Origin of the sequence: Curtobacterium sp. NPDC086286, from assembly GCF_044746255.1 — a bacterium.
Lineage (GTDB): Bacteria > Actinomycetota > Actinomycetes > Actinomycetales > Microbacteriaceae > Curtobacterium.
Map to the genome: position 1 here is coordinate 204616 of NZ_JBIVBW010000008.1, position 15227 is coordinate 219842.

Below are 15227 nucleotides of genomic sequence, written 5' to 3' on the forward strand. Positions count from 1 at the left end.
CGGGTCGTGTCCAGGGTCAGCGCCGTGCCCAGGCGGGGGCGTGCTCGGGGAGCGGTCCGAAGGCGATCCCGCGCGCGTAGAGGCCGCGGACCGGCGGCACGTACCGGGCGAGCAGGACGGGGAGCCGCGGCGGGCCGGCCTGCAGGGCCCCGGCGAAGGCCCGCTCGAACACCACGCGGTGCAGGAACGCCTGGGCGGTCTGGACGACCACGGCCGGCGGGGTGCGCCGCCGCTGCACCGCGGCGAGGGCACGGTCGAGGTCCGCGCCGCGGAGCCCCCGTCCGAGCGCCGGCGCCAGGATCGCAGCCGTCGCGACCGCGTCCTGCACCGCCAGGTTGATGCCGACGCCGCCCGCCGGGGACATGGCGTGCGCCGCGTCGCCGATGCAGAGCAGCCCCGGACGCCACCACCGGGTGAGCCGGTCCATCCGGACGTCGAGCACGTGCACGTCGTCCATCGACGCGATCGTGTCCACGCGGCCCGCGAAGTCCGGTCGGAGCCGCGCGACCCGGGCCCGGAAGGCCTCGACCCCGGCGGCGCGGAGGGCCGCGTCCGACCCCTTCGGCGCGAAGTACGCGACCTGGTGGTAGTCGGGCCGCGGGAAGCTGAGCAGGACGTCGGTGCCGGAGAACGCCGGGACGAGCGCGGTCGTCGCGTCGCCGGGCTCGCGGGGGAGCCGGAACCACCACGTGTCGAACGGCACCGGGAACGACCGCGGGTGCAGGCCGGCGGCGCTGCGCAGCACCGAGTCACGGCCGTCGCAGGCGATGACGACGTCGGCGCGGAGTTCCTCGGTGCCGCCGTCCGGATCGCGGTACGGCGCCAGGTGCACGCCCGTCACGACGCCGTTCTCCTCGATCGTGTCGGTGGCCGCGAGACCCATCGTGATCTCGAACGAGGGCTCCTCGCGGGCGGCGGTGACGAGCAGGTCGAGCAGGTCCCACTGCGGCACCATCGCCACGTGGTCGTACGGCGGGCGCAGGCGTGAGAAGTCGCCGAGGAGCGCACGCGAGCCGTCCGGCAGCGGCAGGGAGAAGTCGTCGAGGCGTGACTGCGGCAGGGCGGCGAACCGCTCCCCGAGCCCGAGCTCGTCGAGCAGCCGGATCGTCGAGGCGTGCACGGTGTCACCGCGGAAGTCCCGGTTGAAGTCGTCGTGCTTCTCGATGACCCGGACCGCGATGCCGGCACGGGCGAGGAGCAGGCCGAGGACGACCCCGGCGGGGCCGCCACCGACCACCGCGACCGTCGTCCGCGAGACCGTCACCATGCCCCGGACGCTACCCCGGTCCGGGCCGCAGGCGTCAGGCGGTGGCGGAGACCGACGAGGACGCCGAGCCGCCGTCCGCCGCCCCCGCGAAGACGACGCCGCCCCACGTGATGACCACGATCGCGAGCACGAAGCCGATCGCGGCGATCCACCACGACGTCCGACGGCGGATCCACGCGCCGATCGACAGGACGATCGTGGCGACGCCGATCACGAACGCACCGCCGACGGCGATCGCGGTCCCACCGATGTAGCCACCCGGCGTGCAGCCGGTGGCGGCGTCGCACGTGGCCGTCGCCGAGATGACGGCGATGATCCCGACGACCGCGGTGCCGACCGTCATGACGGCGCCGAACGCCAGGAGCAGCACGGTCGAGATCCGGTCGGCGAGCTTCCCCGGCGGGAACAGCGTCGAGCCGCCCTGCTCCCACGTGGCCCGCTGGGCACCGGTGGGGTCGGAGGGTGAGGACTGCGGCGGACCGCCGGGCACGTTGGACCAGGTCATGGGTGCAGTCCTACCGCGCCTCGACGCCGAACGCCTGTGCGAGGCGCTGGATCTTCTGCGCGCGACCGAGTCGGGGCAGGTCGGAGCCGTCGCGGATGACCCGGCCGCGGGCCTCGAAGTCGTCGAGGAAGTCCTGCGCCCAGGCGACGTCGGTCGGCGTGGGGGAGATGACCTCGTTGATGACGGGAAGCTGCTCGGTGTCGAGGCACAGCTTGCCGGTGAGCCCGAGCGAGACCGCGACCTGCGACTGCTCGCGGAGGATCGGGTGCGACGACCCCACCGTCGGGCCGTCGATCGGGCCGGGCAGGTCGCCCACGCGGGACGCCACGACGAGCTTCGACCGCGGGTACGCCATCGCGAGCGTGTCCGCGCTCGTCCCGGTGTCCCGCCGGTAGTCGCCCGAGCCGAACGCCAGCCGGAACGCCCCCTGGGCCTTCGCGATCGACACCGACTCCTCGATGCCCAGGGCCGACTCGACCAGGGCGATCACCGGGGTCTGGCCGCCGAGCCGGTGCCACGTGTCGGTGACCTGCGCCGGGGACTCGGTCTTCGCGAGCATGACGCCCTGCAGCCCGGGCAGCCCGCGGAGCTCCTCGACGTCGTCCGCCCAGAAGTCCGTCGTCACGTCGTTGATCCGCACCCAGGCCTCGCCGCCACCGGCCAGCCACGCGGCGACGCCCTGGCGGGCCGACGGCTTGGCGGCGGGGTCCACCGCGTCCTCGATGTCCAGGATGATCTGGTCGGCACGGGACCGCTGCGACTTCTCGAACCGATCGGTCGCGGTGCCGGAGACGAGCAGCCACGAACGGGAGATCTCGGCGGGGACCGATCGACGTCGGTTCGGTGCGGGAGCGGACTCCTGCGCGGGGGTGGGGGGAGCGGTGCGGTCGTCGATGGCCATGCCCCGTTGGTACCACACCGGCGCGCCCGGTCGCGCATCGGCGGGGGCCGGAAAGTCCGAAACCTCGGTTCATTGCCAGAGTGCCAGCCCGCTTCCGCCTACAGTGTCGGATGTGTGGCGAGCGGACAGGGTGACCGACGGCGAGGACGACGTGAACGACGACGTCCCCGTCGAGGGCGCCGACGCGCCCGCGGACGGGCGTGACGGACAGCAGGACGGGCGCGACGGACAGCAGGGGGAGCAGGACCGACGGGGGCAGCAGGAAGAGACCGCCGTGACGGACGAACCCGACCGCACCCTGCGCCCGGAACTGCAGCTCACGAGTCCGCAGGCGATCAGCCTGGGTGATCCGCGCCTCCAGGCCGGCAACGCCGCCGAGCCCGCCTGGGACGTCTGGCGCAAGCAGCTGACCGGCGTCGGCGGCACCAGCCCCCTCACGCACTTCGCCGACCACCCCCGGGCCCGCATCGAGCTCTCGACGACGCACCCGGGTGGCCTCGCGCAGTTCATCACCGGCAAGACGACGCTGCTGTCGAGCCTGATCCGTGACGAGGTGGCACTCCGGGCCGCCCGCATCGCCGCCGGTCACGTCGAGGCCAAGGGCACCGAGCTGTCCACCGTGCGCGGCATCGACGCCGTGAAGCTCGGCATCGGCATGGCCGACTGGCAGCACGGCGACGAGCAGTTCCGCGGCCCGGTGCTGCTGCGCCCGCTCGCGATCCGTCGGCACGGCCGCGACTTCGAGGTCCGCCTGCTCGGCGAGCCCGTCCTCAACCCCGGCCTCGCCGACGCGCTGCACGAGCAGTTCGGCGTCATCCTCGACGCCCAGTCCTTCGTGGCGCTCGCGCAGCAGGACGGCTCCTTCACGCCGAACCCGGTGATCGACCGGCTCCGCGGGCTCACCGCGCACATCCCGGGCTTCTCGGTGCACGCACGCCTGGTGGTGTCCACCTTCGCCGAGGTCGCGACCGGGATGGTCGAGGACACCGAGGACCTGTCCCACCCCGTGCTCGACGCCCTCGCCGGCAACCCGAGCGCCAAGTGGCAGGTCGAGCAGTCGTACCACCCGGTCGAGCAGACCCCGTCGGACGAGCGGAGCCCGGAGACCGACACGCTCCTGCTCGACGCCGACGACGAGCAGGAGAACGTGATCGCACAGATCACGGCCGGCAATTCCATCGTGGTGAAGACCCTCCCCGGCACGGGTGGCACGCAGACGATCGTGAACGCGCTCGGCGGCCTCGTCGCGGCGAACAAGCGCGTCCTCGTGGTGAGCCCGCGCCGTGCGACCCTGCGCGGCATCGCGGCGCGGTTCTCCGAGGTGCAGCTCCCCGGCGTCGCCGTGACCCCGGGCACCCTCCGTCGTGACGTCGTCCGTGCGATCGCCCGCAACGAGAAGGCCTCGCGTCCGAACCTGCGCGAGGTCGACGACGCCCTGGTCCGGCTCCGCAAGGTTCTCAAGGACTACCGCGGCTCGCTGACGCGTGTCGACCCCGACTTCCGCGTCTCGGTGCTCGACTGCCTCGTCGAGCTGTCGCGCCTGTCGCTGCTGCCCGTCCCGCCGTCGACGACCGCACGCCTGTCGAAGACCTCGGTGACGAGCATGGTCGAGGGGCGCTCGCGCGTCGCCGAGACGATGGTCAGCGCCGCGAACCTCGGCGAGTTCCGCTACGGCCCGGACGACTCGCCCTGGTACGGCGCGAAGTTCTCCTCGAGCGACGGTGCCCAGCGCGCCCACCGGATCGCGAAGGACCTCGACGCCGACGGCCTGCCGACCCTGCTCCGCCGTGCCCACGACCTGGTCGCGACGACGCACATGCGGCAGTTCACGACGATCAACGAGCTCGGCATCTACCTGCGCCTGCTCACCGAGATCCGCGACACCCTCGACCGCTTCCTGCCCGTCGTCTTCGACCGCTCGGTGTCCGAGCTCGTGGCCGCCACCGCCCCGCGCGGCGAGGGTGCGCCGATGTCGAGCACGAACCGGCGCCGGCTGAAGAAGCTCGCCCGCGAGTACGTCCGCCCCGGTGTGCACGTGTCCGACCTGCACGAGGCGCTGACCCGCGTCCAGCAGCAGCGCGTCCTCTGGCAGCGCTACGTCGCCGCCGGCGTGAACCCCGAGGTGCCCACCGGCATCGCGGACGTCCAGGTCCTGTTCTCGAACGTCGTCGAGGACCTCGCTCGCCTCGACGAGCCGCTGGGTCGCACCGCCCGCGAGACCCAGCTGGCGAACGTCCCGATCGACGAGCTCGTCCCGACGATCGCCCGCCTCGCCGAGGAGTCCGACGTCCTGCACAACCTGCAGGAGCGGACCGAGCTCATGCAGACCCTGCGCGACCTCCAGCTCGAACCGCTCATCACGGACCTGGCGAACCGGCACGTGCCGGACACCCACGTCCCCGCCGAGCTCGAGCTCGCGTGGTGGCAGTCCGCCCTCGAGACGATGCTCGAGTCCGACCGGGCCCTGCTCGGCGCGAACACCGACATGCTCGACCGGGTCGAGGCCGACTTCCGGCTCGTCGACGACGCGCACGCGGCCGGGGTCTCCCAGGGCCTGGCGTGGCAGCTGGCCGAGAACTGGAAGGTCGGACTCGTCGACTGGCCGGACGAGGCCACCGCGCTGAAGACCCAGCTGCGGGACGGCGCGATCACCTCGCGTCTGCTGCAGGACTCCGCGCCGCACCTGTCCCGGTCGATCGCACCGGTGTGGCTCGCGTCGCCGTACGAGGTCTCGCAGATCGCCGACACGATGCCCTTCGACACCGTGATCCTCGTCGACGCGGGCGCCGTCACCATCGCCGAGACCGTCGGGGCCGTCCGCCGTGCCCGTCAGACCGTCGTGTTCGGCGACCCGGTCACGCAGACCCCGTCGCCGTTCCGGATCGCGGTCGACCCGGCGCACCGCGCGCTGCAGGTCGACGAGGGCACGCTCGACGCCTTCCACGCCGACTCCGCGCTCGCGAAGCTCTCCACGCTGCTGCCGACCCTGTCGCTCACCCGCTCGTACCGCGCCGGCGGCGAGGACCTCGCCGAGCTCGTCAACCGTCGCTTCTACGGCGGACGCATCGAGTCGCTGCCCTGGGCCGGCTCGTTCCTCGGGCACGGCTCGATCGCGCTCGACTACGTCAGCGACGGCAAGGCCGTGCCGGACCCCGAGTCGGGGGCGGTCGAGAGCGTCGACGCCGAGGTGGACCGCGTCGTCCGGCTCGTCATGGACCACGCCCGCACCCGTCCGACCGAGTCGCTCATGGTCATCACCGCCTCGGCGAAGCACGCCGTCCGCGTCGAGCAGGCCGTGCTCACCGCGGCCCAGGGGCACAAGGACCTCACCGAGTTCGTCATCGGCGACCGGGCCGAGCCGTTCATCGTCGCGACGCTCGAGCAGTCCGTCGCCCAGAGCCGCGACCGCGTCGTGTTCTCGATCGGCTACGGCCGCACCCCGCACGGCCGTGTCCTGCGCGACTTCGGTCCGCTCGGCAAGCCCGGTGGGGAGCGCCTGCTCGCCGTCGCGATGACCCGGGCACGTCGCTCGATGGTCATCGTCACCTGCTTCCAGCCGTCCGACATCGAGGCCGAGCGGATGGGCCACGGCACCGTCGCCCTCGCCGAGATCCTCGCCGAGGTCCGTGCGCGCACCACGGCCGAGTACGTCCCGGACGACTCGGATCCGCTGCTCGTCGACCTCGCCCGTCGCCTCGAGATGCGCGGCATCCCCGTCGCGCTCGGCCACCGCGGCAAGCTCGGCCTGGTCGCCGCGCACGGTGGGGTGTGCGTCACGATCGAGACCGACGCGACGCTCGTGAAGGGGTCGCTCCGCGAGTCGCTCCGGCTCCGACCCGAGGTGCTCCGCCGACTCGGGTGGCACTACGTGCGCGTGCACGCGTTCCAGCTCTTCTCCGACCCGGACCGCGTCGCGAACACCGTCGCCGCGGTGCTCGGTGTCGATCGCGGTGCCACGCAGGAGATCTCGATCCCCCCGATCCCCGCACGCCGGTGACTCCTCGGCCGAGCCGGCGGGCCTCCCGGCCGGCCGGTCCGGTGACGCCCGAGACGGACCAGCTGGTGGGCACGTGGACGCGGGCCGACGACGCGTCGTCAGCCGCGCCTCCCGTCCCGTCGGCGACCGACGACGGTGAGGCGCATGCGCAGCCGGGAGGCGCGGCTCGCCCCCGCAGGCGCGTCACCACCCAGCCGGTGCCGGGCTACGACCCGGTGGCGCCGCCGGAACCGGCCCGCCACCGCGACGGGGAGAACGACGACCAGCTCCGGCGCGACGTCCCGCCGCACTGGTGAGCAGGTAGCCTGTCCTGCGATGACTGACACCGTGCGGGAGCGCCCCGACTGGCAGACCTGGCCGAACCTGATCTCGCTGTTCCGGCTGCTGCTGATCCCGGTGTTCGTGTGGCTCGTCGTCGCCGGACACCCCGGCTGGGCGCTCGTCGCGCTCGTCGTCATCGGGGTGAGCGACTGGGCGGACGGCTTCATCGCTCGCAAGTTCGACCAGGGCTCGAAGCTCGGCAAGGCGATCGACCCCGTTGCCGACCGACTCGCGATCATCGCGATCGTGCTGTCGCTCGTGCTGACCGGCTTGCTGCCGTGGTGGGTCGTCGCCGTCGTGGTGCTCGTCGACCTGGTGCTCGTCGTGCTCTCGAGCGTGCTGTTCCACGGCAACCCGGACCTCGACGTCACGTGGACCGGCAAGATCCGGTCGGCGCTGCTCTTCGTCGGGCTGCCGGTGCTGCTGTTCTCCGCCGTGCACACCGTCGACGAGAACGCGCCGTGGGTCCGTGTCGTCGCCCTCGTGTTCGTCTACCTCGGGACCGCCGGGCACGTGCTGGCGGGCGTCCAGTACGCGATCGCGATGTTCGCGAAGCGGCGCGAGGTGTCGGCCGCGCGTTGACGCCGGCCCCGCGCTGGCGCCGGCCGCGCGTTGACGCCGGCCGTTCGCACAAGCAAAACCCGCCCGAGCCACGTGATCGCGTGGTTCGGGCGGGTTTCGGTTGTGCGGGAGCAGCTAGAGCTTCGTCGTGCCGCCGATACCGGGACCCTCGGGAGCGGTCGACGGCGCCACGTGTGCACCGCCACCGGTGTTCGCGGCCACGCCGTTCTGCGAGCGGAGCAGGTCGCGGATCTCGAGCAGCACCTCGACGTCGGTCGGCGGGACGTCCTGCGGCGTCTGCTCCTCGTCGTTCTTGACCCGCTCGAACGCGACCTTCTTGAGGTGGTTCACGGGGAGCACGAGGGCGAAGTACACGACGGCCGCGACGATGACGAAGTTGATCACCGCGCCGATCACCGAGCCGAACATGAGGGTCGCCGGCTTGCCGCCCGCCACGGTCGGGATGTCGACCTTGAGCGCGTCGTCGAGGCTCGACGCGTTGAACACCGCGCCGATCGCCGGGTTGATGATCGCGTTCACGATGACGGTCACGATGGCGGTGAACGCTGCACCGATGACGACTGCGACGGCCAGGTCGATGACGTTGCCGCGGAGCAGGAACTCCTTGAAGCCCTTCACGGGACTCCTTCCGGGTCGAGGACGGCCGCCGGACGGCGACCCCATCAACCTACCGAGGAGTCCGGACCCCGGTCAGGACCCGGCGGGCTTCGGCGTGGTCGAGGCAGCGGGCTTCGCGGCTGCGGGCTTCGACTCGGTCTTCGCCGGCGTCGAGGACGACGACTCCGACGAGCCGGACGAGCCCGACGACTCCGACGAGCCCTTCGGCGCCGCCCGGGAATCGGTCCGGTAGAAGCCGCCCCCGTTGAACGTCACCCCGACCGGCGAGAAGACCTTGCGCAGCACCCCGCCGCACGCCGGGCACTCGGTGAGCGTGGCGTCGGAGAACGACTGCTTGATGTCGAAGGCGTTGCCGCACTCCGTGCAGCGGTACGAGTAGGTGGGCACCCTAGCTCCGGAAGGTGATGATGCGCGACGGCGTGATGATGCCGTCGACGGGTTCGTCGTGGGTCTCGCGCGGGACCTCGTCGAGGTACTCCGCGTCGAAGATCACAGCATAGACGGGCGGGCGGTTCGCCATCGACCCGAGCGTCTTGTCGTAGTAGCCGCGTCCCCAGCCCATCCGGACGCCGTCGTGTCCCACCGCGGCGGCGGGGGCGAGGATCGCGTCGACGTCGTTGATCGCGAGGGGGGAGAGCACCTCGCCGACGACCTCAGGCACGCCGGCCAGCCCCTCGGCCTCGGAGGCGCCGTCGCCGACCGCCCAGTCGAGCAGGCCGTCCTCGCGGGTGATCGGCAGGAGCACCCGGATGCCGCGCTCGAACGCCCAGTTCAGGAACGGGCGGACGTCGGGTTCCTCGGGTGCGGAGAGGTACAGCGCGATCGACTCGACCTGGCGCTCCTCGGCGAAGCGCTGCAGGGTCGCGGTGAGCGCCGCGGTGTCGGTCTCGCGTTCGGTCGTGGTCCGGGTGCGCCGCCGCTGCCGGAGCTCGGCTCGCAGGGCGCGCTTCTCGTTCCCGAGATCGGCGATCATGCCGAGGAGTCTACCGAGGGCACGTCTTGCGGCTTTCCGCCGCCGAGCGCGAGAAGCCGTGTCCTCCGTAGCGACGACATGCCCCCTCCAGGGGTCATCCGATACCGTCCAGGCATGGGCTTCCAGATTTCGAAGGCCGTGATCCCCGCCGCAGGCCTGGGCACGCGCTTCCTCCCCGCCACCAAGGCGATGCCGAAGGAGATGCTCCCCGTCGTCGACAAGCCGGCCATCCAGTACGTGGTGGAAGAGGCCGTCGGCGCAGGGCTCACCGACGTGCTGATGATCACGGGCCGCAACAAGAACGCGCTCGAGAACCACTTCGACCACGTGTCCGAGCTCGAGGAGACCCTCAAGAAGAAGGGCGACCACGAGAAGCTGCAGAAGGTGAACCAGTCCACGGACCTCGCCGACATGCACTACGTCCGCCAGGGCGACCCGCTGGGCCTCGGCCACGCCGTGCTCCGCGCCAAGATGCACGTCGGCCGCGAGCCGTTCGCCGTGCTCCTCGGTGACGACATCATCGACGCCCGCGACCCGCTGCTCAAGCGCATGATCGAGGTCCAGGGCGAGAAGAACGCCACCGTCGTCGCCCTGCTCGAGGTCCCGGAGTCGCAGACCCACCTCTACGGCATCGCCACGGTCGAGGAGACCGACACCGACGACGTCGTGAAGATCACCGGCCTCGTCGAGAAGCCCCCGCAGGGCGAGGCGCCCTCGAACCTGGCCATCATCGGCCGCTACGTCATCCGTCCCGAGGTCTTCGACGTCCTCGAGAAGCAGGAGCCGGGCAAGGGCGGCGAGATCCAGCTGACCGACGCGCTCATGAAGATGGCGAACGCCGAGGAGTGGACCGGCGGCGTGTACGGCGTCGTGTTCCGTGGACGCCGGTACGACACCGGTGACAAACTCGACTACATCAAGGCGATCGTCCAGCTCGCCTCGGACCGCGAAGACCTCGGCCCCGACCTCAAGTCGTGGCTCAAGGAGTTCAACGCGGGCGAATAGACGACCCGTCGCCGAACGGGTCCGGGGAACACCCCCGGGCCCGTTCGACGCTCCCGGAGGAACCAGCGCGATGACGACGATCCCGACCCTGTCCCACGGGCGGGTCACCATCCGGCCCCTCCGACTCCGCGACACCCGCGACCTCGACGTCGCCCTCGCGAGCAACCGCTCGTGGCTCCGCACGTGGGAGGCCACGAACCCCTCCGGTCACGTCTCCACCGACATCCGTGGCAGCATCCGCGCGCTCCAGGCCAACGCCCGCGCGGGGCTCGGACTCCCGTTCGCGATGGAGCTCGACGGCCGCTTCGTCGGGCAGCTCAACGTCTCCGGCATCACGTACGGCTCCCTCGCCAGTGCTTCGATCGGCTACTGGGTCGTCGAGGACGCCGCCGGCCACAACGTCACGCCGATCGCCGTCGCGATGGCGGTGGACCACTGCTTCCGCGTCGTCGGCATCCACCGCATCGAGATCTGCATCCGTCCCGAGAACGCCCCGTCGCTGCGGGTGGTCGAGAAGCTCGGCTTCCGGTACGAGGGGCTCCGCCGCCGCTACATCCACATCAACGGCGACTGGCGCGACCACTTCTGCTTCGCCCTCGTCGCGGAAGAGGTCCGCGAGGGCGTCCTCGAACGCTGGGTCCGCGGCCAGGTCCCGCCCGGCGTCGGTTCGGTCCCCCTCGCGGCACGCGACGAGGCCGCGATGCCGCTGCACACGACGCCCCGCGTCTGACCCGCGGGTCCGGTCCGTCCGAGCGGCCCGGGAGGCGCGGCTCGACCCCGGCGATTTCGTCGCGACACGCGCAACACGCGTCCGGCAATCACCGGCCGGGGGAACGCCCACCCCTACCGTGTCCCCATGGCAGGTATCGGCTCCTGGGGCGGCGGCATCGTCCTGCTCATCGCGGCCGTGCTCTGGCTCGTCTACCTCATGCCGTCCTGGGCGGCCCGTCGGCAGTACCTCGCCACCGAGCGGAACGCGATCCGGCTGCAGCAGACCCTCCGCATCCTCGCGCAGACCGCCGAGCTGCCGGACGAGGTCCGCATCGAGATGAACGCGAAGTCCCTCGCCGAGGCCCAGCGGGTCGCGAAGTCGGAGGAGGCGAAGCGCACCGCGATCGTCCGCGCCCACGAGGCCGCCCGGCAGCGGGAGATCACCCGTCGACTGGCCGAGCAGGCACCCGTGCTCGAGCGGGCCTCGGCGGTCCCGGCACTCACCGCGATGCGCATGCGTCGGTCCCGACTGGGGGCGACCCTGCTCGGCACGCTCGGCCTCGTCGTCGCGGTCGTCGTGTTCGTCGCGGCCCCCGCCGCCTGGCTCGTCGGTGTCGCCGGCCTCGTCGCCGCCGGTGGGTCCGCAGCGGTCCTCGCCCAGCTGCACCAGGTGGCGAAGGCGCGGAAGGCCCGGACCGCGACGGTCGTGCCGGAGTCGAGCCGCGCCTCCAGGCCCGCGAGCGAGTGGACGGACCCGGCGCCGCCGCTGTCGACCGAGCAGCCCGCCCAGCCCGCTCGTGACCGCAGCTGGACGCCGAACCGCGTCCCGAAGCCGCTGTACGTCGAACGCCCGAAGGTCCCGGCGGCCACGCCGGAGTCCTCGGCGGAGCTCGCCGCCCGCCTGAAGGAGCGGGTCGCCGCGGCCAAGGCGGAAGCCGAGGCCGAGGCGGCCGCGATCCGTGCCGCCGAGACCGACCCGTCGCTCGCGCGGGTGTCGCCCATGCGCCCGGACGTCGAGGAGGCCGTCGCGTCGCTCTCCGCCCACGACCAGGGGCGGCTCGCCGAACGGCTGGGTCTGCGCGCGCCGGCCGGGCCGGGAGCCCCGGTTGCGCAGGCCGCTCCCGCTCCGGAACCCGCTGCTCCCGCCGCTCCCGCCGCGCCCTCGGCGCCGCCGAGCAAGTGGGCCGGCATGGGTGTCCTCGGCGAGGACGCGTACGAGCAGGCGGACCTCGACGCCATCATGCGTCGCCGCCGCGCCGTCTGATCGCTCGATTTCGGATCGGGCCGACGCGGGTGCTAGTGTGGACGCGTTCTCGGGGCTATGGCGCAGTTGGTAGCGCGTCTCGTTCGCAATGAGAAGGTCAGGGGTTCGAATCCCCTTAGCTCCACTCCGAGACAGAAGGCCACCCGATCGGGTGGCCTTCGTCGTTCCCGGGGCGGGCCCGCGTCAGCCGGGGACGCTCTCCGTCAGGATCCCGGCCTGGGCGAGCTCGCCGTGGATCGCGTTGGCGGCCTGCTCGAAGGCGCGGTTGCCGCGCGAGATGCCGAGCGCGCCGCCCTTGAGCGCCGACTTGCCGGCACCGCGCAGGAGCCGCGCGACCGTCCGACCGTCCGGCGTGACCATGATCTGCACGTCGAGGCGGGTGTGGAAGGTCCGGTCGTTCGCCATGCCGCCGATGAGCAGCGTGAGGCCCATGCTGCCGCGGGTGGCGCGGAGGGCTCCCTGGTCGCCGTCGTCGACGGTGTAGCCCTCGCGGACGAGTGCGCCGCGGACGAGTGCGCGGACGTGGTCGGGGGCGGCTGCGACGAAGAAGTCGTGGCTCTCGGGCATGGGTGGTCTGATCCTCTCGACGGTGGTTCCTGCCAGAGATCATGCCGTGTCGTCGCCTACCCTGGGAAGCACCATGACTGCTTCCCTGACGCGCCGCTCCCTGCTGTCCCTCGCCGGCGTGACCGGCATCGGGCTCGCCGTCGCCGCGTGCTCGTCGGGGGACGGCGGAACGGGCAAGGGGTCCGGTGGGGACACGAGCAACGGTGGCGGTTCGTCCACGCCCACCGCGAAGCCGGTCGCGAAGTCGCTCAGCCCTGCGCAGGTCCCGCTCGCCGGCGGTGTGACGATCACCGTCGGCGGCTCCGGGCTGGCAGCGGTCGCGGGCGTCACGGTCGGGGGCATCGCCGCGCGGGACGTCCGGGCGACCGCCACGAAGGTGACCTTCACGGCACCGCACCAGGCGATGTACACGGCGGGTTCGGCGGACGTCGCGCTGTTCACGACCGCGATCGAGCCGTCACCGTCCGCCAACCAGTCCTCGGACGGCAACGGCAGCGCCGCGAACGACGGGCAGACCGGGGCGACGCAGGACTCCGCGACGGCCACGCCGACACCGACCACCGCGCCCGTCCCGGACGCCTCGACGGCGGTCGCGACCTCGACCCTGGCCTACGCGGCACTGACCGACGTCGACCGGCAGCTCGAGTACGCGATGGCGCACTGGAAGGACTACAACCTCGCCGAGTACGGCACCATGAACCCCATCGGCGGCGACTGCGCGAACTACGTGTCGCAGACCTTGATCGCCCGAGGCTGGCAGCAGCGCTCCGACTGGTACAACCGCTCGGCCGGGGCGGAGCACTCGGCGACGTGGACCTACTGCCCGACGATGGACCCGTGGCTGACCGCGAACGCCGCGGAGTTCGGGCTCACCCGCCGCTCCCTCGACGAACGCGACAAGGTCAAGGTCGGCGACATCGTGTTCTACGACTGGAACGACAACGACTCGCCGGACCACACCACGATCGTGTCCGAGGTGTTCACCGAGCCGGACGGCACGGTCCGCATCAAGTCGGCGAGCCACAACCAGGACGGGCCGTACCGCGACCTCGACGAGATGATCACCGTGCAGCACCCGGGCGGGACCGCCTGGTTCCACACGTTCGACGCGTAGCGCCGGCGCGCGCCGGCGGCGCGCCGCGGGGCCGCGTTCGCGTTCGCGTCGAACCACGAAGGCGACACCGAACCACCGACCCGCGCTGGTTCGGTGTCGGTTCCGTGGTTCGACGTCGGCCCGCCGCGCCGGGCCGCGCCGCTCCGCGCCGGGCCGCGCCGCTCGTCAGGGGTACCCGAGGAACCAGAGCAGCACGACGGCGACCGGCTGCAGGCACACGCCCACGACGAGCCACACGACCGCCCGCCGCCGCGTCCGCACGAACACGTCCGACCCGAGCAGCGGCGCCGTCGGCATGAGCAACCGGGGCAGGGACTGCTGGGGCAGGAACACCGCCACGAGGTACAGCGCGTACGCCGCCGTGAACGCCCACACGTCCACCCCGAGGGCCCGGACCGACCTCCGCGTCCAGAACCACACCGCCCCCGCGAGCACGGCGACCACGAGCACGATCCCGAGCGGCCCGAGCCACGTCCCCGCCATCGTGAACCACGGCGTGAGCGGCGCGAAGTGCTGCCGCCCCACGAACCCCACCCACCACGACAGTTCGGTGTCGAGGTAGGCGTTCGGACGACCCGTCACGGCCGAGGCGATCACCGGCCACGCCAGCCCCGCCGCAGCCACCACCAGCCCCGACACGACGATCGCCACGGCGTCCCGCACCGGGAGCGCCCGACGCTCCTGCACCCACCGTACGACGAGGTGCACCGCGAGCGCCACGGCCAACGCCAGCACGCCCGGCTTCGTGAACGCGGCCACGAGCCCGAGCGGCGCGACCAGCCAGTAGCGCCGACGGACGAGCGCCAGCAGCGCCCCGAACAGCAGCAGCAGGAACGTGCTCTCGGCGTAGGCCACCTGCAGCAGGAACGCGGTGGGACCGAACGCGAACAGCGCCGTCGCCCACCGCGCACGGTGCGAGCAGCCCACGGCGAGCACCAGCCGGTAGAGCAGCACGCACGCCCCGGCCCCGGCGAGCGTGGCGACGAGCACGCCCGCGACCCAGAACGACCCGCCCGTCAGCGGCATGACCGCGCGCACGAGCGTCGGGAACACCGGCAGGAACGCCCAGGCGTTCGGGAGGACGTGCCCCGAGTCATCGAGCGGCAGCGTCGTCGGGTACCCGTGCTCCGCGATGATCCGGTAGAAGGACGCGTCCCACGACCCCGAGAACGTGAAGAAGGACGGATCGCGTCGGGACGACGCGAACGGCCAGCCGTTCGCCGTCGCCACGAGGTAGACCGTCGCGAGCAGGACCGTGCTGACCACGCGCGAGGCCAGCCACAGGAGCAGGGGAGTGGTCCAGCCGCTGTGGCGCGCCTCCAGGGCCGGCCTGGAGGCGCGGCTCGTCTCCCCGGCGCTCGTCACCGCCCGATCCTCGCACGTCCACGGCACGTCACCGGTG

At 72.3% G+C, this 15227-nt stretch carries 14 protein-coding genes and 1 tRNA gene; 7 read left to right on the forward strand and 8 right to left on the reverse strand.

Annotated features, from left to right (window positions below; genetic code table 11):
* Positions 1–16: 16 nt before the first annotated feature.
* From ACIPKM_RS15670 to ACIPKM_RS15680, 3 genes are read right to left on the reverse strand one after another with little or no spacing between them, the layout of a single operon-like run.
* Positions 17–1267, reverse strand: a complete 1251-nt coding sequence (locus tag ACIPKM_RS15670; protein ID WP_071295821.1) for an FAD-dependent oxidoreductase — start codon at positions 1265–1267, stop codon at positions 17–19.
* A 34-nt stretch (positions 1268–1301) separates the two neighbouring features.
* The gene (locus tag ACIPKM_RS15675; RefSeq protein ID WP_402737066.1) at positions 1302–1772 is read right to left on the reverse strand and encodes a DUF6264 family protein; all 471 of its coding nucleotides are present in this window, start codon (positions 1770–1772) and stop codon (positions 1302–1304) included.
* Between the two features lie 10 nt (positions 1773–1782).
* Positions 1783–2673 (reverse strand): CoA ester lyase, encoded by an 891-nt coding sequence (locus tag ACIPKM_RS15680; protein ID WP_336697189.1) that lies wholly within the window; start codon positions 2671–2673, stop codon positions 1783–1785.
* Between the two features lie 130 nt (positions 2674–2803).
* On the opposite strand from ACIPKM_RS15680, the gene ACIPKM_RS15685 reads away from it, so the two are divergent.
* Positions 2804–6670: an ATP-binding protein gene (locus ACIPKM_RS15685; protein ID WP_071295819.1), complete on the forward strand. Its 3867-nt coding sequence runs from the start codon at positions 2804–2806 to the stop codon at positions 6668–6670.
* A gap of 315 nt (positions 6671–6985) precedes the next feature.
* Entirely contained in the window at positions 6986–7573 is a 588-nt protein-coding gene (locus tag ACIPKM_RS15690; protein WP_070417866.1) for a CDP-alcohol phosphatidyltransferase family protein, read from the forward strand.
* Positions 7574–7687: 114 nt separating this feature from the next.
* Here the strand turns inward: ACIPKM_RS15690 and mscL are convergent, their stop codons facing one another.
* The 3 genes from mscL to ACIPKM_RS15705 all read right to left on the reverse strand — a co-directional run bounded on the left by mscL (position 7688) and on the right by ACIPKM_RS15705 (position 9164).
* Complete coding sequence (mscL, locus tag ACIPKM_RS15695) at positions 7688–8191, reverse strand: large conductance mechanosensitive channel protein MscL (RefSeq protein WP_261646787.1); 504 nt, start codon at positions 8189–8191, stop codon at positions 7688–7690.
* Positions 8192–8263: 72 nt separating this feature from the next.
* Positions 8264–8578 (reverse strand): FmdB family zinc ribbon protein, encoded by a 315-nt coding sequence (locus tag ACIPKM_RS15700; RefSeq protein WP_261646788.1) that lies wholly within the window; start codon positions 8576–8578, stop codon positions 8264–8266.
* Between the two features lies 1 nt (position 8579).
* A complete protein-coding gene (locus ACIPKM_RS15705) occupies positions 8580–9164 on the reverse strand; it encodes a 5-formyltetrahydrofolate cyclo-ligase (RefSeq protein WP_070417869.1) in 585 nt (194 codons plus the stop codon).
* Between the two features lie 114 nt (positions 9165–9278).
* Between ACIPKM_RS15705 and galU the strand changes: the two genes are divergently transcribed.
* The 4 genes from galU to ACIPKM_RS15725 all read left to right on the forward strand — a co-directional run bounded on the left by galU (position 9279) and on the right by ACIPKM_RS15725 (position 12268).
* The gene (gene galU / locus ACIPKM_RS15710; protein ID WP_022907539.1) at positions 9279–10169 is read left to right on the forward strand and encodes a UTP--glucose-1-phosphate uridylyltransferase GalU; all 891 of its coding nucleotides are present in this window, start codon (positions 9279–9281) and stop codon (positions 10167–10169) included.
* Between the two features lie 70 nt (positions 10170–10239).
* Positions 10240–10899, forward strand: a complete 660-nt coding sequence (locus ACIPKM_RS15715; RefSeq protein ID WP_261646789.1) for a GNAT family N-acetyltransferase — start codon at positions 10240–10242, stop codon at positions 10897–10899.
* 126 nt (positions 10900–11025) lie between these two features.
* Positions 11026–12144 carry a hypothetical protein gene (locus ACIPKM_RS15720; RefSeq protein WP_261646790.1) on the forward strand — a complete coding sequence of 373 codons (1119 nt, stop codon included), beginning with the start codon at positions 11026–11028 and terminating at the stop codon, positions 12142–12144.
* A 51-nt stretch (positions 12145–12195) separates the two neighbouring features.
* A tRNA-Ala gene (locus ACIPKM_RS15725) sits at positions 12196–12268 on the forward strand.
* A gap of 59 nt (positions 12269–12327) precedes the next feature.
* Here ACIPKM_RS15725 and ACIPKM_RS15730 read toward each other — a convergent pair.
* Positions 12328–12711: a hypothetical protein gene (locus ACIPKM_RS15730; RefSeq protein WP_071295815.1), complete on the reverse strand. Its 384-nt coding sequence runs from the start codon at positions 12709–12711 to the stop codon at positions 12328–12330.
* A gap of 73 nt (positions 12712–12784) precedes the next feature.
* Between ACIPKM_RS15730 and ACIPKM_RS15735 the strand changes: the two genes are divergently transcribed.
* Positions 12785–13825 (forward strand): amidase domain-containing protein, encoded by a 1041-nt coding sequence (locus ACIPKM_RS15735; protein ID WP_261646791.1) that lies wholly within the window; start codon positions 12785–12787, stop codon positions 13823–13825.
* A gap of 165 nt (positions 13826–13990) precedes the next feature.
* On the opposite strand, the gene ACIPKM_RS15740 is transcribed toward ACIPKM_RS15735, so the two are convergent.
* Entirely contained in the window at positions 13991–15190 is a 1200-nt protein-coding gene (locus tag ACIPKM_RS15740) for a hypothetical protein (protein WP_402737067.1), read from the reverse strand.
* Positions 15191–15227 lie beyond the last annotated feature (37 nt).

What these genes read in the sequence shown, in the direction of transcription:
- ACIPKM_RS15670 (WP_071295821.1), bottom strand. Translation starts at nt 1,267, where the DNA reads ATGGTGACGGTCTCGCGGACGACGGTCGCGGTGGTCGGTGGCGGCCCC.
- ACIPKM_RS15675 (WP_402737066.1), bottom strand. Translation starts at nt 1,772, where the DNA reads ATGACCTGGTCCAACGTGCCCGGCGGTCCGCCGCAGTCCTCACCCTCC.
- ACIPKM_RS15680 (WP_336697189.1), bottom strand. Translation starts at nt 2,673, where the DNA reads ATGGCCATCGACGACCGCACCGCTCCCCCCACCCCCGCGCAGGAGTCC.
- ACIPKM_RS15690 (WP_070417866.1), top strand. Translation starts at nt 6,986, where the DNA reads ATGACTGACACCGTGCGGGAGCGCCCCGACTGGCAGACCTGGCCGAAC.
- ACIPKM_RS15705 (WP_070417869.1), bottom strand. Translation starts at nt 9,164, where the DNA reads ATGATCGCCGATCTCGGGAACGAGAAGCGCGCCCTGCGAGCCGAGCTC.
- galU (WP_022907539.1), top strand. Translation starts at nt 9,279, where the DNA reads ATGGGCTTCCAGATTTCGAAGGCCGTGATCCCCGCCGCAGGCCTGGGC.
- ACIPKM_RS15715 (WP_261646789.1), top strand. Translation starts at nt 10,240, where the DNA reads ATGACGACGATCCCGACCCTGTCCCACGGGCGGGTCACCATCCGGCCC.
- ACIPKM_RS15720 (WP_261646790.1), top strand. Translation starts at nt 11,026, where the DNA reads ATGGCAGGTATCGGCTCCTGGGGCGGCGGCATCGTCCTGCTCATCGCG.
- ACIPKM_RS15730 (WP_071295815.1), bottom strand. Translation starts at nt 12,711, where the DNA reads ATGCCCGAGAGCCACGACTTCTTCGTCGCAGCCGCCCCCGACCACGTC.
- ACIPKM_RS15735 (WP_261646791.1), top strand. Translation starts at nt 12,785, where the DNA reads ATGACTGCTTCCCTGACGCGCCGCTCCCTGCTGTCCCTCGCCGGCGTG.